Source organism: Campylobacter sp. IFREMER_LSEM_CL1085, assembly GCF_025772235.1.
GTDB lineage: Bacteria > Campylobacterota > Campylobacteria > Campylobacterales > Campylobacteraceae > Campylobacter_D > Campylobacter_D lari_D.
The window spans coordinates 45,057-65,971 of sequence record NZ_JAKMRU010000009.1 but is presented as its reverse complement, the minus strand read 5'-3'; the positions used below and the strand labels follow the sequence as shown (position 1 = coordinate 65,971).

Genomic DNA, 20,915 nt, shown 5'->3' with positions numbered 1-20,915 from the left:
TTATCAAACATTGATTTGTTTTTTAATTAAGCTTTGCAATTTATCCTTAGTATCATATTCATTAGAAAAAGTAAGTAAATTCGCTTTAGGCCAAAAATAACTTTTAGGATTTTCAAATTTACCCCAACGCCAATCAAACCTAGGTGCTAAAAGTACTATTGTAGGTATATCTAAAGCTAAGGCTAAATGCGCAATAGCACTATCTATACTTACAATACAATCAATATCTTTTAAGTTATCTAAAGTATCATTCCAATTTTTTAGCTTTACTCCCCTATTTTCAATTTCTTGAGGTAGATTAACATTATTTACCCCATCTACTTGAAAAGAAATAATCTCACAACATAAATCTTTTAATGCATTATACAAAAATATAAAATCTACATTTCTCAATAAATCAGTATTTATAGCATTAGGAGTAAACCAAAAAATTCCTATTTTTTTAATTTTATTATTTGGTTTTTCTAAAGCAATAATAGGCGTTCTTAACTTAGAAATTTCATCTAATTTAATATCACAAAGCAAAGGCAAAGAACAAATCGGCATAGCATAATCAAACTCACTCGGAAAATCTTTTAAAATTTTCAAATTAGAAAAAAATTTATTTTGTTTATTAAGCTCTTTGAGTTGATTTTTAAACATTTCATACATAGCGATTTGCGGAGCAAATAAAACCTTAGAGGCAATTTGACAAAGTTTTTCCAAACATCTAGCATACATGATAGTATCACCAAAACCTTGCTCACAAAAAACTAAAATTTCTTTATCTTTAAAAGCCTGCACTCCATCTTTATTAAAAGCTTGTATGGTTTTATTATAATGATAAGGTGAAAAAGTTTCATTATGGGCATAAAAAAGTCTGCTCTCATATACTCTTTTACCTTCTTCAAAATTATCACTTTCTGCCATACGCATTAGCAAATATGCCAAGTCAAACTGATAAGTTGCATGTGGATGCAAACTCAAAGCTTTTTGGTATGCATTATAAGCACCTTGATAATTAGCACTTAGTTCTAGTGCTTTTGCATAATTTTGCCAAAATTGAGCATTATTTTGATTATACTCACATAAATTCGAAAATAATTCTAATGACTCTTGCAATCTCAAAAGTTTAAAAAGCAAATATGCTTTTTGTGGTAAAATTTGTGTATTTAAAAACTCATGAATTTTAACTATAGTCAAGTTTTCTTGGGTTTTCTCTTGTAATCTATCTTGTAAATTAATACTATTTGTAAAATTTTTTTCTACTAACTCCCCACTTTGTAATTTTGATATCATAATTTGTGTAAAATCACAAAGTTCATTATGTGCTTCAAGTGCCTTTTGGAAATTTGTTTTAAAATAAAGCTCAGCGTAATTTTTCCACAAATCAAGATTATACATATCTTTTTCTAAAGCAAGCTTATACAGTTTTTCTGCATCTTCTAGGCTTCCTGTATTTTGATAAGCAAAAGCAAGTTCCAAATTAAGCTCATCTTTTAAAAAACATTGTCTTTGTAAAAGCTCTTCAAGTAATCCAATACCATCATTAAAATTTCCATTATATGAAAGTGCTTTTGCAAGCATTAGTCCATTAAAACTAGTAGGATATAAATTAAAAATTTGTCTTGCATAATGTAAAGTTTTACCATAATCTCCTATTTTAAAAGAAGCCATCATCGCATATTCTAAAGCATTTTTAGGATCTTGCTCCAAATATTCTTCACTACACTCTAAACACTTTTGATGGTTATTATTATAATAATGATATATTATTTTATCTAACATTATCTCCTCTATGATATTACATTAATATATTTTTTAATTCCCTAGAACTTACTAAAAACTAAATCATAATAAATATATTATGATTTAGTTCGAGCTTACTAATATTTTTAAAGGAGGCGAAAATAAATATGTTGTTTAGCACTATTTCAAGTAAGCTCTAGGGAATTAAAATTACATATCAACTATTTTAGTTGATATGTAAAAATACTTACCACCATAAACCTAGTTTTAAAAACATAGTATGAGAAGTGGTATTATCAAATGTAAACACACCCGCATAATTTAATGATATATCAGAATGTTTATTAAGAGCATAAGATAATCCAAATTGCCCAAATCCATAGTATTTGGAAGTAATAACATCGGCTGTTAATGTATTTTCATCTAATTTCAACTTACCTCTTGCATCAGTATATAAATTTACTATAGATCCTATGGTTATATTAGATTTAAACTTATCAGTCCATGGCTTATACCATTTTAAAGCCGCACTTGCATCAACAAAGTTAAATTGACCTGCCAAATAATGTTCTTTTGTTCCACCTAAGTGATTTAAACTAAAATTCTTACTACTCATACCATAATAACTTAGTCCAATTTCTGGAGATACTCTAGCTACATCTATAGCATTATAATAATTAGCACCTATTTTTGCCTCAGCGCCATATCCATATACTAATGTATTTGCTTTAGAACTAGCAGGATTATTTTTATAAGACTTTTCTATATTTGTCTTGGTATAATCAAATTTTGAATATGCACTAAAATAGTATTCATCTAATCCTTTTCTTTTTAATACATTATAATAAGTTAAACCACCATAATATGTTTTATCATCAAAATTTAATCTTTGTGTGTTTTGTTTTTTAGAGCTATCCTCATGACCTAGATAAAAACCTATAACACCATAATATTTTGGCAATTGCTTAAATGAACCACCAATCAAACCTGCAGTATCCATTCTTAATTGCCCTACACTTTTTCCAATTTTAGCTGAAGAGTGATTATAATATGGATTTAAAAAATAATATGTTGTATTTGAATCAAGATATTTACGATTATTTTTAGATAAATCAGATTGCAAATTCAATCCAGCAGCATTTCTTAACAAATTAGACACATTAATGCTTCTTAATCTTGCAGAATATACCATAGATTTAGCTAAAGTTTTACCACTTAACTCATTAATATCTACACTAACTCTATATTTTCCTTTTTCCGAAGGAACATTCATAAAATAATAAATATCTGTTAGACTATGAATATTTTTTGCATCAATGCCTTTATCATCATTAGTATTATTTCCTATACTATTACCTTTTTCATCAATAAAAAAAGTATTACTATCATATATTTTTTTAGTATCTAAATTTGCAGTATTAATATAAACTTCATCTACTTTAATACCACCAAGATTATTACCACCTAATACAACCGAATTTTTTAATCTATCTTCTTTATTTAAAAATTCAGGCGCATCAAAATACCAACTATTGATACTAAAAACACCTTTGCCATTATTTTCAATATGGTATCCATTTTTATTCTTATTTAAAACACCACTAATATATTTTGCATGTTTTCCAGAACCTTGAACATAACCATTAATCAGAGTGAAAGAATTGCTATTAGTAATTCCTCCTATTGTTCCATAATTAGTTAATTTCATTGTGCCATCATTTTCAATATCATCATGAATTATTGCTTTTTTAGTATTAACTAAAGATTCTATAGTTCCAGTATTTTTAATACCACTATAAATATTGCCATTATTTAATAACGAAGTTATAGAATTAGCATTATATATACCATTGAAAATAACCGCATTATTATTTACTTGGCCAATATTACCATGGTTTTTAATACCATAAACTTGATCATTAGACATACTGTAAAGTGTAGCTTCTTTACCTATGGTTGAATTATTTATTATATCCCCTATAGCACTTTTATTACTTAAGTTTATACCATTAGTTATAGTTCCTGCATTATTGATGTTTGCTATGGTTGATTGATTTAGCTTAATATCTTTGTTTATAGTTCCTTCATTAGAAATTATGTTTATTTGAGAATTAGAATTTAATTCTATGCTACCTGTAATAGTTTTTGTGTTTTTTAATGAAGTAATAAAAGAATTATTAGCTAAAGTTATAGAATCTGCTTGATTGTTATTAGTGATATTTTCTATTCCACTATTATCTAGAGTAAGATTATGCATTGTTCCACTATTAGCATTAGTAAAGTTTTTAATAGAACTAGCATTTAGTGAAATAGTATTATTAATGCTACCACTATTAGTGATATCCCCTATAGCACTTTTATTACTTAAGTTTATACCATTAGTTATAGTTCCTGCATTAGAAATTGTGTTTATTTGAGAATTAGAATTTAATTCTATGCTACCTGTAATAGTTTTTGTGTTTTTTAATGTTCCAATTATTTTAGCATTATTAGTTAAAGAAATATTTCCTTGTATAGTTCCATTATTGATTAAAGCATTGCCTGCGGTATTTATTTGACGATTATTCTGTAATGCTGTTATAATACCTTGTTTTAAAGTGATTGCATTAGAAGTATCATCTTTACCTATAGTTCCTTCATTATTAATACCGGCATTAACTCCTGCTATTAAAGCATTAGAACTAGTTAATATTATAGAATCTACCTTAGAAGCGCTATCTATATTTATTCCGTTAATATCACCTATTATATTTCCTGCATTAGTAAGGGTGCCACCTATAGCACTATCAAAACTAATACCAGCTTGTTTTCCTTGTATGGTTCCTGAGTTGCTTAAATTTTCTAGAGTGGATTTTTTTAAAATCATGGAAGATGTTTGGCTATTTAATACTCCTGAATTAACAAAAGATTTTATAGTTGAACTATCTAAATTGAGAATTTCTTTTTGTGAATTAATACCAGCTATATTAGTAAAATTTGACATAGTTGAATTTGTTAAAGATATACTAGGACCTGTAGTAGATATAATACTTCCATAATTTTTAAAATCTACAATAGTGCTATTATTAACTCCAATAGCAGTAGCACCTTGTATGGTTCCTTTGTTAGTAAAATTTTGTAAAGTTGATTGCTTTTGCATATACAACCCGTATTCTTTTCCTAATATTTTACCTTTATTATCTAAATTATCTAGTGCTCCTTTACTTTTATAATTACTACCTATTCTAAGACCTTTTTTTTCACCACTAATAACTCCTAAATTGTTTAAAGTTTTTATTTTACCCCTATCTTCAATAGTTATTCCATCCCTACTACTACTAATTATATCTTTTGAGTTATACAAATTATCCAATATTGATCGTTCTCTAACTAAAATACCATAATTATTACCTTTAATAGTTCCATTATTATTTAAATTTTCTAAACTTTTTCCAAGATAGATACCATCGGTTTTAGCTACTATACTTCCCCTGTTATCAATCTTCTTTACTTTTGAACCATACTCTATAGAAATACCTCCTCTATTTAGACCTTGAATTAATCCACTGTTATTAATATTATCAATAGTGGAGCTATGTCTAATCAATATTCCAAAATTGCTTCCTTGTATGGTTTTTTTATTTTCGATAATAGTAACTTTACTATTGCCTATATAAAAACCATCATATTTTGCGAGTAGATTATTATTATTTGTAAATTTATCAATAGTTCCACCATAGATTAAAATACCATGATTTCCATCTATTAGATTATTATTTATGATACTTGCTACATGTGAGTTATTTCTAATAAAAATCCCATCTCCCTCTACAAATGGGTCTTGAGTCTCTTCAGGAGGTAATTCAGGTTTTTCTACTATTTCCGATTTTCCACCGATAATGGAACCATTATTAATAATATTTATATTTTTAGAATTTTCATCAATCATAATAGCATGTTGATTATCTTTAGAGATTTTACCTGAATTGCTAACATGTATATTATACCCATCAACATTTTTTAACCAAAGTCTAGTTGAAGCATCTGTGTTTATGGTGCAGTTTTTACCATCTAAACATCCAGCACCACTTACATTTTTTTCTAACATTCCTGCTTTAGAGATTTTTATAGAACCAGAAGAAGATGGATCGCTTATAACAACACTAGAATTAGCACATGTTGCTAAAAAAGATATAGTTGCCAAAGATAAAAAAATATTTTTAATTCTTTGGGTATTAGAATAATTAAAATTTTCCTTTGCATTTAATCTTTCTAGAGAGGAATTCATTATACCCCCCCCCATATCGATAATAAGGCATTATTACACCTCTTTTTTTAGTAAAATATCACTTATTATCACACTATATAATAAATTATTTTAAAATATATAAATAATTATTAATTTATAAATAATAAATATTTTTAACAATTATAAAAAATTATACAAAGCGATTTAAAAATTTAGCTATTAAATTTATCATTTAAAAGCTATGAAAGTTTCAAAATTTACCCATTTAAAAACACTTTCTACTTTAGAAAATCCTGCCTTTTTAAGCATAGTTATGTTTTCATTTTGAGTATAAGGAATGAGGACATTTTCTAAGGCTTCTCGTTTGCTTGAAATTTCTAGCTTACTATAACCTTGCTCTAGTTTATATTGCTCATAAATTTGTATCATTTTTTTAGCTATTTTTACATCTTCATAAAGAATTTTTTCACTAAGCACAAATATACCATTTTCTTTTAAGTTTTGATAGATTTTATCAACTAATTCTTGTCTTTTAGGTGGGCGGATAAACTGCAAAGTATAAGTAGCTATAAAAACATCATTTTTAAAAAACTCAAAATCATCTAAATTTTTTTGATGAAATTCCACCCTAGCTCCAAAGGCTTGACATTTGTTTTTGGCGATCTCTAACATAGCATTAGCTTCATCAACCCCGCTTAAAAGAAAATCTTTTCTTTTTTCATAAAGTGCAAGCAATAAACTAGCCGTAGAACAACCAAGATCACAAATTCTCGCATTTTGTGGTGCAAAATGATCAATAAGTTCGACTATGAGTTTTAAATTTTGCGTATAAAAAGGCACAGATCTTGACACCATATCATCAAAAACACTTGCTACGCTTTTATCAAATTCAAATTGTTTTTCCAAGGGTTTTTTAAAAATTTCATCTTTCATTTAATCTTCCTAAAATTTCTTTTGCTTTGTCAATATCTTTACTAATTTGTGCTTTTAATAAGGCTAAGTCGTTAAATTTCTCATTAGTTCTTATATAGTCAATAAAACTTAACTCAACTGAAATTACTTTTGTGTTTGTGAAATTTTCATCTAAAATATGCGTTTCTAAAGCAAAATTTTCATCAGTAGATCTTATGCCTATAAAACTTACACTATGATAGCTTTTATTTTCAATCTTTACTAAAGTCGCATATACGCCATCTTTGGGTAAAAAGAAGTCTTTTGTATGTAAATTTAAAGTTGCAAAAAGCTCTTTAGCGCCTATGCCTTGACCTTTGATGATATTTGCTTGTATATTATAAAATCTACCTAGAAAATTTTTAGCTTCTTTGACTTTTGCTTCTTTAAGTAAGGTTTTAATCATACTTGCATGAACACTTTTATTTTGAATTTTAAACTCATCTACGATGATAGTGTTTATACCACAAAGACTTTGTATGTCTTTGGCACTGCATTTTCTTTCTTTGCCAAATTTAAAATCATAACCTACGATGATCTTTTCTAGTTTGGGAAATTCTTGCTTTAAAAGTTTTAAAAAATCCCCACCTTTATAGTCCTTGATTTTATCAAAATCACAAAAAATCAAAGGAAAATCAACCAAATTTACTCTAAAATCCTTAGGTGTTAGGGCTTCTTTTTCCTCTTTAGTGATGATAAATAAGGCGCCATTTTCATCTAAATGCTTAAAAAGCTCAAAATGCCCCAAATGCATACCATCAAAACGCCCTATGGCTAAATTTGTGATCTTAGTTTTTTCTATAGGCGTAGAAAAACTCAACATTACCTTCTTTTCCTTTTAAGTGTGACTCTTGACTTGCTTGCAAGATCCAACCAAGCTTTGCACAAGCTTTTTCAAAGCTTTCTTTAGCATTTTTGATGGCTTTGGTATCTTTTACCACTCCGTTTTTATCGCGCTTAGCATTTTTACCTACTTCAAATTGAGGTTTAAAAAGCAAGATGATAAGATCTTTAGCAAGTTTATCTATATGAAAAATCAAATGTGTTAAAGATATAAAACTCACATCACAAGTGATAACATCATATAAAATTTCACTTTTAAACTCACGCAAATCAGTGTTTTCACAAATTTGGATATTTTCTAAATTTCTTAAGCTCTCATGAAGTTGGTTAGAACCTACATCTAAAGCTGTAATGTGTTTAGCATTACTTTGGTGTAAAATTTGCACAAAACCTCCGGTCGATGAACCTATATCTAAACAAATTTTATCTTTGATAGTAAATGTATGCTCTTGTAAAAAATGCTTGAGCTTAAAAGCAGCTCTGCTTACAAAAAGCTCTTCTAAAAGCGTGAGTTTTAAACTCTCATCTTCTAAAGGATTTAAAGATGTGATTTTAAAAGAGGTTTTTTTAAACTCGCCATTGAGTAAAATTTGCTTGTTTTCTATAAGCTCACAAGCTTTATTGCGAGAAATGTTCAACTTTGCACTTACAAAGACATCATACCTCATCATCACCGCCTAAAAGAGCGTTAAACTCAGCTTCATTGATGCACTTAACTCCTAAACTTTGAGCCTTTTCAAGCTTTGAGCCTGCCTCACTTCCGTATAATACAAAGTCAGTTTTTTTGGACACACTTGAGCTTACCTTTGCTCCAAAGCTTTCGATTAGTTCTTTAAAATGATCGCGTGATTTGCTTAAAGTACCTGTGATAACAAAGGTTTTATTAGAAATATTATCATTTATAATAAGCTCTTTTTTCTCATCTTCTAAATGCAAAATTTCATAAAAATGCTGAATGCGGTTTGCATTGACATGGGTAAATTCTTCTAAGCTTTTAGCCATTTGTGTGCCAAAGCCTTCTAAATTTGCATAAGCTTCATAGCTTTGCATAAACCATTCAAAGCCAAAAGATTGAGCTAATTTTTTAGCTGCTACTTCACCAATATGCTCTATACCCAAAGCAGTGATAAACCTTGATAAGGGGCATTTTTTTGCATTTTCAATAGCACTTAGAAGATTGTTGATTTTTTTCTCTTTAAAACCTTCTAAGCCTTCAAAATCACTATATTTTAAGAAAAATATACTTTCTATGTTAGTGATTTTTCCTTCTTTAAATAAAAGCTCGACGATATTTTCTCCAAGGCCGTCTATATTTAAACACTTTTTAGATACAAAATGTATGATAGAATTTACAAGTCTTGCCTTGCAATCTAAGTTTTGGCATTTTAAAAAAGCACCCTCATCTAAAAGCTCACTAAAACACTCAGGACAAAGAGTTGGTTTAGTAATCTTACTTTCTAAACCATCACGCCTTTGGGTAAAAACTTTAGTGATTTTAGGTATGACATCGCCACTTCTTATCACACTTACACTATCGCCTATCATCACTCCAAGTCTAGCTATCTCATCAAAATTATGCAAGGTTGCAGACTTTACTACAACCCCATCTAAATTTACAGGTTCTAGCACTGCCACAGGAGTGATCACTCCGCTTCTTCCAACTTGTAAATTAACCCCAAGCAATGTTGTAGTTTTTTCTAAAGCAGGAAATTTAAATGCAGCCATAAATTTTGGAAATTTCACAGTATAACCCAAAAGCTTACAATGAGCTAAATCATCTACCCTTACAACCATACCATCCATCATCATAGGTTTTTGATCTCTTTTTTCTAAAAGCTCATGATATTTTTCTAAAACCTCATCTAAAGTTTTCACACAAAAAACAAAATCATCTTTTAAAAAGCCAAGACTTCTTACAAACTCCATCACTTCAGAGTGTTTGCTAAATTCTAAAGAATTCTCCCCCACTCCCCAAGGATAAAATTTTAAATTTCTTTCTTTTGTAATGCTTGTATCAAGCTGTCTTAGTGAACCACTTGCTGCGTTGCGTGGGTTTGCAAATAAACTTAAGCCGTCTTTAGCTCTTTTTTCATTGATTTTTTCAAAATCTTCTTTTAAAATCACTACTTCGCCACGAATTTCTATCTTGTCTTTATAAGGAATTTTTTGGGGTATGTTTGATATTTCTTTTACATTTAAAGTAATATCCTCGCCCACTTCTCCATCACCCCTTGTAGCACCGCTGATTAAAATACCATTTTCATAAGTAAGATTTAAACTTGCTCCATCAAACTTAGGTTCTATGAAAAAACCAAACTCACATTTAGCTCTTTTTGCCCAAGCTCTAAGCTCAGCTTCATCAAAAACATCTTCCATAGACCACATTTTTGCACTATGTGCAAGTTTGTGAAATTCACTTTGTATAATAGGAGCGATATTTTGCGTAGGAGAATCTTTAGAAATCTTTTCTTGATGAAGCATTTCAAATGCTTTTAACTCTCTTATAAGTTTATCATATTCTTCATCGCTTGCTAAAGGCTCATCATCTTCATAATAAGCCCTCATCCATTCTTTTGCCAATTTTACCTTTTCTAAATACTCTTGATAAGTCATCACTACTCCAAAGAAAGTTCATCCATAGCTTTTGCAAGTTCAAACATTTGCTTATGTTCATACACATCATGCACTCTTATAATGCTGGCACCATTTTTAAAAGCCTCTAAATGCAAATAAAGCGTACCCGCTAGTCTTTGCTCAACACTTGAGCTAAAATAAGCATTTATCATACTTTTTCTACTAGCTCCGATTAAAAGTTCTTTTTCAAAGCGTAAAAAATGCTCTAAATGTTTGATTAACATCATATTATGCCAAGGACTTTTACCAAAACCAATACCAACATCTAAAATCACATCTTCTAAACCAAGCTCACTTAGCCTTTCTAGCTTTTGCGTAAAAAAATCATCAAGCTCAGCGAGTACATCTTCATAATGCGGGTTATCTTGCATATTTTGTGGGGTATTTTGTATATGCATGAGTGTATAAGTGGCTTTGTATTTTAAAGCTAGTTTGGCTAAATTTTCATTTTTAAAACCGGTGATATCATTAATAAGCTTAAAGCCTTTATTTAAAGCATATTCTAAACAATACTCATCAAAACTATCTAAACTAAAAATACATTTTTCATAAAGTTTTTCTTTATAGATTAAATCTAGGGTATTTTTTAAGCGTTTAAACTCTTCTTCTTTCCCACAATACATACTTCCAGGCCTTGAAGAAACCCCGCCTATATCTATATAATCAGCCCCTTGAGAGATCATGAGTTTGATTTTTTCTAAAACTTCATTTTCTTTAACCCTACTTTGAGCGTTAAAACTATCTTCATTAATATTAATCACACCCATAATTTTTGCATATTTTGGTTTAGCGAAATTAGACTTTAAAAATAGTGCTAAATTTTTAAGCTTAAAATCTTGTAGTTTTTCTTTTTCTATAAGCTTTTTAGCTTGATCTTGCGTTACCATAAGTAAGGCATTAGTATGTTCTTTACCTAGTATAACTTCTTTATGTGTTACAAGTTCAGCTCCAACCCTTAGTGCGTCTTGTTTAAGTATATTTGCAGCAGGTGCTCTTAGTTCTTTGATAAGAAAAAAATGAATTTGAGTTTTTTCACTCATAATTTTCTTACCTGCTTTATGTGGCTTTATATATTTAGAAATTTGCTCAAAGTCTGTGTTAGGATTGATTTTAATGATTTTCATTTTTTCTCTCATGTAAAATTAAAGCTATGGTGCTTAGTAAAATAGTTGGCTTTGCATTTAATTTAGCAAGCTCATAAGCTTTATAAAAAAATTCAATTTCTTCATCGTTTAATTTTATATCTTGTTTAAAACACTCATAGCTTAAAGCACTAATTAAATCCAAACACTCATGCTTGTCTATATTTTCATATTGTTTTAATAATGAAGCAATTTGAGCTAGATCCATTTTTTTAAGATCTAAATTTAAAGACATTTTTTCTTTTTGAATTTTATGTTTTTCTATGACAAATCTTGAAAGTATAGTAGGTAAAAAAACATTTTTTGAAGGAGCTACGATGATAAAATACACATTTTTTGGTGGCTCTTCAAAAAGTTTTAATAAAAAATTTTGTGCTTCTTCACGAAAAGACTTAGCTAGTATAACAATAATTTTAGCTTGCGCTTCAGCTACATAGCTTTCTTTCATAATGGCTTTTGCGGTTGCTTGGGCGTTTTTGTCATAAGTTAAGTCATTTAGTCTTAATTCTAAGTCAGGATTTTTAGGTATGAAAAATTTAAGATTTTTTGCTCCATATTCTTCTGTGAGTTTTTCTTGCATTAGTTCAAAATCATTATGGACAATGATTTTATTTCTTAGATTCAAATTTCTACCTTAGAAAAAAGCACAGCCTCTAAGCTTTGCTCAAATACTTTATATAAAGAAATGAGTTTATAGTCTAATTCTTTATCACGCGAGGAAAGATAAAAGCTATTTTGCAATTGCTCATCAAAAAGCCAAAGCATACTTTCTGCTTTAGAATTAGCAATTTTAAATTTAAACCCTGTATTAGTTCCTATATAAAAAAAGGCATAACCATTAGGAAAAGAAATACTTAAAAGATCATTAAGCAAATCTATATCTTCTTGGGTATTACAAGCTTTATTATAAATTCCTTTTAAAGACACAAAAGGCACTAAAGGTCTTGTGGCGTTAGCATTGATTTGGCTTAAAAAATACTCTTCAAACCATGTTCTTTGCTCATCAGTAATCACAATAAAAGTATAACCTTGTAAAAGCAAAGCTAATTTAGAAGCTATCAAAGGCGACCATTCAAGACGCCTTTCTTCTAACCAACTTGTATAAGTGCCATTTTCTCGGATTTGCTCTAGGGTAAATTTTAAAAAACTATTGCTCATTTATACATCTAGTTTATAAACTTCATGCAATACTCTTACAGCTAATTCGCCATATTTTTCATGCACGATGACTGAAATTTTAATTTCGCTTGTAGAAATCATTTGTATGTTAATATTTTCATTTGCCAATGCTTTAAAAGCTGCTGAAGCTACTCCAGAATGTGATTTCATACCCACACCCACAACTGAAACTTTTACCACTGCACTATCTGTTTCTATATTAGCATTAGCACCTAAAACTTTTTTCATAGCATTAGTTGCTAAATCAAGCTCGTTTTCAGGCACAGTAAAGCCCAAATTTGTAGCTCCATCTACACCTACATTTTGGATAATCATATCTACATTGATATTTTCATTTGCTAAAGTTCCAAAAATTTCAGCAGCAATTCCTGGCTTATCATCAATATTTCTTAAAGTAACCCTTGCTTGGTTTTTATCTAGTGCTATACCACTAACCAAAGCTTGTTCCATATTTTCCTCCTTAGTAATGATCGTCCCTTCATTTTCATTAAAGCTACTTCTAGTAACTAATTTTACATTTAATTTTTTAGCAAGCTCTACAGAGCGATTTTGTAAAACTTTAGCTCCCAAACTTGCAAGCTCTAGCATTTCTTCATAAGAAATTTTATCTAGCTTTTTAGCCTTTGGTTCAATTCTAGGATCGGTAGTATATACCCCATCTACATCAGTATAAATTTCACACAAATCAGCATTTAAAGCTCCTGCTAATGCAACTGCACTTAAGTCACTTCCGCCACGACCCAAAGTAGTAACATTACCCATTTTGTCGATACCTTGAAAGCCAGCAACTACTACAATATACCCCTCATCTAAAGCTGTATTAATATTTGTAGTATCAATGTGTTCAATTCTTGCTTTAGTATAAACATCATCTGTAATAATCCCTGCATTGCGTCCGGAAAATGCAGTAGCTTTTAAACCCATTTCATTTAATGCAATAGCAAGTAAAGATGAAGTTACACGCTCACCACTACTTAAAAGCATATCCATCTCACGACCTGAAGGATTTTTACTAAAATGATGTGCAAAATCAATAAGCTCATTAGTAACTCCACTCATTGCAGAAACTACTACAACTAACTTATCGCAAGTTTTTTTACTTTTTGCCACTCTTTTAGCAACTTCATCGATACGCTCAAGCGTTCCTACACTCGTTCCCCCATATTTTTGTACGACCAGCATTAAATATACCCCCTTTCTTTAAAATATTTTAAAACTCTAATATATATAGGCTTTTTAAAATGATTAATCATATCATACACATCTTCTAATGAAGCAAATTTATAAGCATCAAATTCAGGATTTTTAGTATTTAGATTAACAATAGCTTTGTTTTTTAATCTAACTAAAAAATATTTTTGATTTTGACCATCATAAGGATACATTTTTTGTGCAACCTTAGGTGGAAAATCATAACTAATCCATTCAGGATGTTCGGCTAAAATTTCAATCTCATCTGTACCTATTTCTTCTTTTAATTCTCTAAATAACGCACTTTTAGCATCCTCTCCCTCATCTATTCCACCTTGAGGAAACTGCCATATATTTTCCATATCATTGCGTTTAGCGAGTAAAATTTTACATTCAAAAGGATAAGCTGATGATAGCACTATTGCGGCTACATTTGGCCTATATTTTTTTTCTTTTTCCATGATTTTCTTATCCTTGACTTTTTAATAATATAATTCTAACAAAAAAATACGAATTTATAATCACATTTTAAAGAAGTTTTATGCATTTATATATACATATACCATTTTGCGAAAGTAAATGTTTTTATTGTTCTTTTACTTCACTTAAAAAAAAAGATTTTGAAAAAGATTATCTAAACGCATTAATGCAAGATATAAAATATCAATTAGATTTTTTCAAGCTTGATAAAAATTCCATAAAAACTATTTTTATAGGCGGTGGTACTCCTAGTTTAATGAGTGTTAATTTTTATGAAAAAATTTTTATTTTTTTGCAAAGTTATTTACAAAAAAATAATGAAATAAGCATAGAAGCAAATCCTAACTCAAGCAATTTTTCTTGGCTTAAAGAGATAAAAAATTTAGGTTTTAACCGCATTTCTTTTGGGGTGCAAAGTTTTCATGAAAAAAAATTACAATTCCTTGGGCGTATTCATGATCAAAAAAGCATTTTTACAAGTATAGAAAATGCAAAAAAAGCAGGATTTAATAATATAAATTTAGACTTAATTTATGATACAAAACTCGATGATAGTAAAATGCTTGATTATGAAATTTCTAAACTCGCTTTAATTGATATTAGCCATGTGAGTGCTTATAATTTAACTATAGAAGAAAAAACAAGATTTGCCAAAAAAAATCATTATAAAAAAAACGCTCCACGCCTTGCAAAACATTTTATCAAAGCAATTGAAAATCTTGGTTATAAACAATATGAAATCAGTAATTTTGGACAAATTTGCAAACATAATCTTGCTTATTGGCAAGGAAAAGACTATATAGGATGTGGTTTAAGTGCAGTAGGATTTTCAAAAAATCAAAGATTTTATACTAAAAAAAATTTAAAAGATTATATAGCAAATCCTTGTTTTAGGGAGGTTGAAAATTTAAATTCAAAAGATTTGTGTTTAGAGCATATTTTTCTAGGACTTAGAAGCATTATAGGAGTGGATGAAACAAAGCTAGATCCTTTAGAAAAAGAAAAAGCAATATTTCTTAGCAAAAAAGGGAAATTAGTATATAAAAATGGAATTTTTTATAATACTAATTATCTTTTAAGCGATGAACTAGCTTTGTATATTAGCACTTAAGCTTTGCATTCACAAGAAATTCTTTTAAATTCAGGGAGTTTTATAGAAAGTTCATTGATATTTTTTAATATATCGCTGCAAAAATTATTTAAATTTTCTTTTACTCCATAATACGCCCAAACACCCTGTCTATCTACTTCTAAAAAATTAGCTTCTTTTAAAATTTTTAAATGTCTTGAAAGCCTTGATTGACTCATATTTAAAGAGCTTTGCAAATCACACACACAAAGTTTTCCATATTTTTGTAAAAAAGCTAGGATTAAAATCCTACTTTCATCGTTAATTGCACTTGTTATTTTTAAAAATTCTTGCATAAAATTCCTTATATAAAAAACATTAAAAGTCCAAAACTAATTGCAATAAAAACAATCATACCTGCAAATAAAAACAAAAAGCTTGTTTTAAAAATTCTTTTAAGCAAAATAAGCTCAGGTAAAGAACACCCTGCTCCTGCTATTAAAAAACTCATCATTATACCAAGCGGAATTCCACTGGTAGTTAAAGCTAGTGCTACAGGAATCATAGCAGTGCAATTCATATAAAGCAAAACCCCTATAAATGCTGCTATAAATACACCCAATACCCCATAATCTTTCATATAATTTTGAAAAAAATCTTGTGGAAAAAAGCCGTGTATAAAAGCCCCAATACCCATACCAATAATAATATATGGCAGAATTTTTTTGTATTCATTAAAGCTTTGCATAAATAATATTTTGATTTTACTTTCTTTTGTTTTAGTCTTAAATTTTAAAATTTTACTGCTAATTTTAGAATTTTTAACAAAAATAGAACTAGGTTTTTCACAGCATAAACTTTTAGAAGTATCATTAGAACAACACTTTGAAGTTTGTTCTAAATCATTTTTTAAAAAGTCTTCATTAAAAAATCTTTGAGTGTTTATTTTTGAAACACAAAAAGCAATAAATAAAATCACGCTAAATAAAAATCCCACATAAAATAAAGAGATTTTTAAGCCAAAACTTACTACAAACATCACTACTATAATAGGATTAATTAAAGGCGAAGTTATCAAATAAGCTATACATACTCCAAGTGGTACTTTAGCTTTTAAAAATGCATTTAAAAGCGGTATGCTTGAACATGAACAAAAGGGAGTTAAACTACCCAAAAGAATAGCCTTTATATAACTTACAAAAGAATCTTTCTTTAAATGTTCATTGAAAAATTTAGCATAACGCTCATTAAGATAAGCAATAAGCATGCTAACTAATATAAATAAAATAGAAATTTCAACAAATAAAATCAAAAAATCTTTAAAAATAAAAAATAACTTTTCCATAATCTTTTACTCCATTTCATTTTAAAATAAGCATAACAAAAATATATTAATATATCAATATATCTTTATATATTAATATTATAAAAGTAATAGTATTTTTAAGTATTTTTATGTAAAATGCAAACTATATATTTAAGCGAAAGAAGATAAAATAATGAGTTTTGGAGAAATTTTAGTTATTTTAGTTATAGCTATTTTAGTTCTTGGGCCTGAAAAACTACCTTCAACTATAGTTGAAATTGCAAAAATTTTAAAAGCCATTAAAAGTAATATTGATGAAGCAAAAGCAAGTATCAATAAAGAATTAAAAATAGCAGAGTTAAAAGATGAAGCACAAAAATACAAAGATGAATTTTCACAAACTAACGAAAATATCAGAAAAAAACTGAGTTTTGAAGAATTTGATCAACTCAAAGAAGATATTTTAAATAATACCAAAGAGTTAAAAAGTGAAATTAATGATTTAGAAAAAGATATACAAGAACTTTCGCGTGTAGAAGAAAAAACTCAAAAAGATGAAAAAAATACTCAAAAAATGGAAAGCTAAGAATGTTTGAAGAATTAAAACCACATTTAGTAGAACTTAGAAAAAGATTATTTATAAGCGTAGCTTGTGTTGTTGTAATGTTTTTTGTATGCTTTAGTTTTAATAGTTATATCATAGATATACTAAAAGCACCCGTTGAAGCAGCTTTACCTGAAATTTCAAAACAAATGACTTTCGTTGAATTACAAGAGCCTTTATTTACTGCAATGAAAGTTTCATTTTTTACAGCTTTTTTGATTTCTTTACCGGTTATTTTTTGGCAGTTTTGGAAATTCGTAGCACCAGGACTTTATGATAATGAAAAAAGATTAGTAGTGCCTTTTGTAAGCTTTGCTAGCATTATGTTTGCGCTTGGAGCTTTATTTTGTTATTATATAGTCATACCTTTGGCTTTTAAATTTTTAATTGATTTTGGGGTGCAAACTCAAGATTTTAAACCTTTAATCAGCATAGGCTTATATGTGGGATTTTTTACTAAACTTGTAGTTGCCTTTGGTTTAGCGTTTGAAATGCCTGTGATAACCTTTTTCTTTGCCAAACTTGGACTTATTGATGATGCATTTTTAAAAAAACACTTTAGGGTTTCAGTTTTAGTAATTTTTGTTTTTTCAGCTATGATGACACCACCTGATATAATCTCACAATTTTTAATGGCCGTTCCTTTGTGCGGACTTTATGGAATTTCTATTTACATAGCCAAAAAAGTTAATCCTAGTCAAAAAGAAAATGATGAAAACGATTGATAAAGATCTTTTGCTTTCTAGTTATGATTATGATTTACCTAATGAACTTATAGCAAATTTTCCTATTTTACCCAAGGAGAATGCTAAACTTTTAGTTTATGAAAGATGTAAAGATCAAATTTTACATTTACATTTTAAGGACTTAGCTAAAATTTTACCACCTTGTGAAATTATCTTTAATGACACTAAAGTAATAAAAGCAAGAATTTATGGATTTAAAGAAAGTGGTAGCAAAATAGAACTTTTCATTAATCACCCTTTAAAAAATAATGATTTTTTGGTTCAAATTCGTGGCAAGGTTAAAGAAGGACAAATTTTATATTTTGAAAATTCTTTAAAAGCTAAAATCAAAAAATTACACGATGATGGCACAAGAGAAGTAGAATTTTTTAATGATGAAAAAAAATTCAATCATCATGAAGTTTTTGAAATTTTAGAAAAAATAGGCCATATACCTTTACCACCATATATTAAAAGAGCAGATGAAGCACAAGATAACATTAACTATCAAAGCATTTTTGCCAAAAATCAAGGTGCGGTTGCTGCACCCACTGCAAGCTTGCACTTTGATGAAGCAATGATAAAAGAACTTAAAAAAAATCATAATATCCATACTATCACACTTCATGTTGGTGCGGGAACTTTTAAAGGTGTAGAATGCGAAGATATACGCGAGCATAAAATGCATTCAGAATTTTTCTATGTTGATGATGAAACTTGTGCTTTGATTAATTCTTCTAAAAAAATACTTGGTGTAGGCACCACAGTTACTCGTTGTATAGAGTATTATCATAGAAAAAAATTAAAAGAAGGTTTTTGTGATTTGTTTTTACACCCACAAAATACCCCACAAAGACTTGATTTTTTACTCACTAATTTTCACTTGCCAAAATCAACTCTTATTATGCTTGTGGCTTCTTTTATAGGCAGAGAAAAAACTTTAGAACTTTACCATGAAGCTATAAAAAACAAATATCGTTTTTATTCTTATGGCGATGGAATGCTAATCATTTAGCTTTTTTCTTAATATATTTTTTATCAATATAACCCAAATCTATAAGTTTTTGATAAATTTTAGCAAGTACAGGTCCGCCTGCGCTACTACCACTTTTTCCATGTTCGATTAAAACTACTACTACATATTGAGGTTTTTCATAAGGCGCATAAGAAGTAATCCAAGCATGAGATCTTAAAAAATACTCTAAATCCTCTTCTTTAATACGCTTTTTTTCACTTTGGGAAATTCCAACTACTTGAGCTGTTCCTGTCTTGGCTGCTATAGTAATAGGAGAATTTCTTAAAAATCTTGCCGTAGTTCCACCATCAACATTGGCCACCTCATACATCGCACGCCTTAAAAGTGGAAGTTTTGATAATTCAAAAGTCGTAAAAACACTTTCATTATTGTCAAAATTTACCTTAGTAACATTATCATCAATACTATGTAAAAAATGCGGTGTGATATTTTTAGCCGTAGCAATCATAGCTGTAAATTTAGCCACTTGCATAGGAGTAGCAAGAAAATCACCTTGACCTATGCTTGTATTTAAAGTTTCACCTTGATACCAAGGTTGATTGTATTTTTCTTTTTTCCAAATTCTATTAGGAACTGTTCCTATAAATTCATTAGGTAAATCTACTCCTGTTTTTGTACCAAAACCTATTCTTTCAAAAACAGAACTAATAATGTCAATACCAACCTCCAAAGCTCCTTTATAAAAATATACATCACAGCTTTCTCTAATAGCATCTGTCATATCTACATAACCATGACCTATAGCCTTCCAACATCTAAATTTTCTACCACCAAGTTCAAAGTTAGAATCACACAAATATTTATGATTTTCATTCACTTTTCCACTATCTAAAAATGCTAAAGCTGTTCCCATTTTTATAACTGAACCTGGAGGATAAAGACCATTAATGAGTTTATTAGTAAAAGGATGGTTTAAATCATTAGAAAGTTTATCCCATTCTTCTTGACTAATACCGGTAACAAAAGGATTGAGATTATATTCAGGAAAACTACCCGCTGCTAAAATAGCTCCACTTTTTACATCCATTACTATAGCAGCGCCTGCTAAATTTTCAAAAATACTAGCCAAGTATTCTTGCAAATCAAGATCAATGCTTAAAGTGATATTACTTGAAGTAGGTTTTTTATAAGAAAGTTCTTCTATTTCTTTATTTAACGCATTTACTTTGCTAACCTTTTCACCCTTTTGACCTTGCAAAATTTCATTATAAGAACGCTCTATACCGCTACGCCCTACATAGCTAGTTAATCTTGCAATTTCATTTTCATTCATATCGTTTAAATTTGCTTTTCCAACATAACCTATAACATGGCTAGCTAAAGCATCATAAGGATAAAATCTTTGAGTAGTAGATTTAACTTGCATATTTTCACGCAAATTAAGCTTAGTAAAATGCTTAATCATAGCATCATATTCTATAAATGGAACTACTTCTATATAATCTTGATTATAATAAGAATCTGCTTTTATATAATTTCGTTTTAATTTAGTTATGTTTAAATCAGGAAAAGCATCTACTATAACTTGCAATTCCTGCTCTAAAAGATTTCTGTTTTTCTTTTTTATATACAAATATGGCTTTATAGAGATTGAAAAACCTAATTTATTTACTGCTAAGGGCCTACCTTTAACATCTAAAATTTGCCCTCTTACAGGTGCTAGAAATTGCGTTTTAATGGCATTTTGTTTAGCTATTTCTTCATAATAAACATTAGATTTAATACTTATATAATACACTCTAGCAAGTAAAAGTATAAAAAAACAAGCTATAAATCCCATCACTAAACGCATACGCATA

General features: G+C 28.9%; 18 protein-coding genes. 4 read left to right on the top strand and 14 right to left on the bottom strand.

Features of this window, described 5'->3' with window-relative positions; all coding sequences use genetic code 11:
• Positions 1-3: 3 nt before the first annotated feature.
• From L8W56_RS05165 to L8W56_RS05115, 11 genes are all read right to left on the bottom strand, one after another.
• Positions 4-1,767, bottom strand: a complete 1,764-nt coding sequence (locus L8W56_RS05165; RefSeq protein ID WP_263659618.1) for a tetratricopeptide repeat protein — start codon at positions 1,765-1,767, stop codon at positions 4-6.
• Positions 1,768-1,975: 208 nt separating this feature from the next.
• Complete coding sequence (locus L8W56_RS05160; protein WP_263659617.1) at positions 1,976-5,995, bottom strand: hypothetical protein; 4,020 nt, start codon at positions 5,993-5,995, stop codon at positions 1,976-1,978.
• 189 nt (positions 5,996-6,184) lie between these two features.
• On the bottom strand, positions 6,185-6,889 hold the full coding sequence (gene cmoA, locus L8W56_RS05155) for a carboxy-S-adenosyl-L-methionine synthase CmoA (protein WP_133319192.1): 705 nt from the start codon (positions 6,887-6,889) through the stop codon (positions 6,185-6,187).
• The gene (locus L8W56_RS05150) at positions 6,879-7,730 is read right to left on the bottom strand and encodes a bifunctional riboflavin kinase/FAD synthetase (protein WP_263659616.1); all 852 of its coding nucleotides are present in this window, start codon (positions 7,728-7,730) and stop codon (positions 6,879-6,881) included. Before L8W56_RS05150 ends, cmoA begins: the two co-directional genes overlap by 11 nt.
• The gene (locus tag L8W56_RS05145; protein ID WP_263659630.1) at positions 7,696-8,418 is read right to left on the bottom strand and encodes a TlyA family RNA methyltransferase; all 723 of its coding nucleotides are present in this window, start codon (positions 8,416-8,418) and stop codon (positions 7,696-7,698) included. The genes L8W56_RS05150 and L8W56_RS05145 overlap by 35 nt, the downstream gene beginning before the upstream one ends.
• Positions 8,408-10,363: an NAD-dependent DNA ligase LigA gene (ligA, locus tag L8W56_RS05140; protein ID WP_263659615.1), complete on the bottom strand. Its 1,956-nt coding sequence runs from the start codon at positions 10,361-10,363 to the stop codon at positions 8,408-8,410. The genes L8W56_RS05145 and ligA overlap by 11 nt, the downstream gene beginning before the upstream one ends.
• Positions 10,364-10,365: 2 nt before the next feature.
• Positions 10,366-11,508: a dihydropteroate synthase gene (gene folP / locus L8W56_RS05135; RefSeq protein WP_263659614.1), complete on the bottom strand. Its 1,143-nt coding sequence runs from the start codon at positions 11,506-11,508 to the stop codon at positions 10,366-10,368.
• The gene (locus tag L8W56_RS05130) at positions 11,495-12,106 is read right to left on the bottom strand and encodes a DNA polymerase III subunit delta' (RefSeq protein WP_318529806.1); all 612 of its coding nucleotides are present in this window, start codon (positions 12,104-12,106) and stop codon (positions 11,495-11,497) included. Before L8W56_RS05130 ends, folP begins: the two co-directional genes overlap by 14 nt.
• A gap of 41 nt (positions 12,107-12,147) precedes the next feature.
• Positions 12,148-12,684: a HobA family DNA replication regulator gene (locus L8W56_RS05125; RefSeq protein ID WP_263659612.1), complete on the bottom strand. Its 537-nt coding sequence runs from the start codon at positions 12,682-12,684 to the stop codon at positions 12,148-12,150.
• Positions 12,685-13,887, bottom strand: a complete 1,203-nt coding sequence (locus L8W56_RS05120; RefSeq protein WP_263659611.1) for an aspartate kinase — start codon at positions 13,885-13,887, stop codon at positions 12,685-12,687.
• Positions 13,887-14,357 carry an RNA pyrophosphohydrolase gene (locus tag L8W56_RS05115; RefSeq protein ID WP_133319199.1) on the bottom strand — a complete coding sequence of 157 codons (471 nt, stop codon included), beginning with the start codon at positions 14,355-14,357 and terminating at the stop codon, positions 13,887-13,889. The genes L8W56_RS05120 and L8W56_RS05115 overlap by 1 nt, the downstream gene beginning before the upstream one ends.
• A gap of 80 nt (positions 14,358-14,437) precedes the next feature.
• On the opposite strand from L8W56_RS05115, the gene hemW reads away from it, so the two are divergent.
• Positions 14,438-15,487 (top strand): radical SAM family heme chaperone HemW, encoded by a 1,050-nt coding sequence (gene hemW / locus L8W56_RS05110; protein ID WP_263659610.1) that lies wholly within the window; start codon positions 14,438-14,440, stop codon positions 15,485-15,487.
• Here the strand turns inward: hemW and L8W56_RS05105 are convergent.
• Together L8W56_RS05105 and L8W56_RS05100 are read right to left on the bottom strand one after the other, a co-directional pair.
• Positions 15,484-15,801, bottom strand: coding sequence for an ArsR/SmtB family transcription factor (locus tag L8W56_RS05105; protein WP_133319201.1), 318 nt, complete (start codon positions 15,799-15,801; stop codon positions 15,484-15,486). The two genes, hemW and L8W56_RS05105, sit on opposite strands and share 4 nt — an antisense overlap.
• 8 nt (positions 15,802-15,809) lie before the next feature.
• Complete coding sequence (locus L8W56_RS05100) at positions 15,810-16,790, bottom strand: permease (protein ID WP_263659609.1); 981 nt, start codon at positions 16,788-16,790, stop codon at positions 15,810-15,812.
• 154 nt (positions 16,791-16,944) lie between these two features.
• Here L8W56_RS05100 and tatB point away from each other — a divergent pair, with 154 nt between their 5' ends.
• The 3 genes from tatB to queA are packed head-to-tail and all read left to right on the top strand — an operon-like array spanning position 16,945 to position 19,095.
• Positions 16,945-17,337 carry a Sec-independent protein translocase protein TatB gene (tatB, locus tag L8W56_RS05095; RefSeq protein WP_133319203.1) on the top strand — a complete coding sequence of 131 codons (393 nt, stop codon included), beginning with the start codon at positions 16,945-16,947 and terminating at the stop codon, positions 17,335-17,337.
• Positions 17,338-17,339: 2 nt separating this feature from the next.
• The gene (tatC, locus tag L8W56_RS05090) at positions 17,340-18,080 is read left to right on the top strand and encodes a twin-arginine translocase subunit TatC (protein WP_133319204.1); all 741 of its coding nucleotides are present in this window, start codon (positions 17,340-17,342) and stop codon (positions 18,078-18,080) included.
• Positions 18,067-19,095 (top strand): tRNA preQ1(34) S-adenosylmethionine ribosyltransferase-isomerase QueA, encoded by a 1,029-nt coding sequence (gene queA / locus L8W56_RS05085; RefSeq protein ID WP_133319205.1) that lies wholly within the window; start codon positions 18,067-18,069, stop codon positions 19,093-19,095. The genes tatC and queA overlap by 14 nt, the downstream gene beginning before the upstream one ends.
• On the opposite strand, the gene mrdA is transcribed toward queA, so the two are convergent.
• Entirely contained in the window at positions 19,088-20,914 is a 1,827-nt protein-coding gene (mrdA, locus tag L8W56_RS05080) for a penicillin-binding protein 2 (protein WP_220566662.1), read from the bottom strand. The genes queA and mrdA overlap by 8 nt on opposite strands.
• Between the last annotated feature and the right edge of the window lies 1 nt (position 20,915).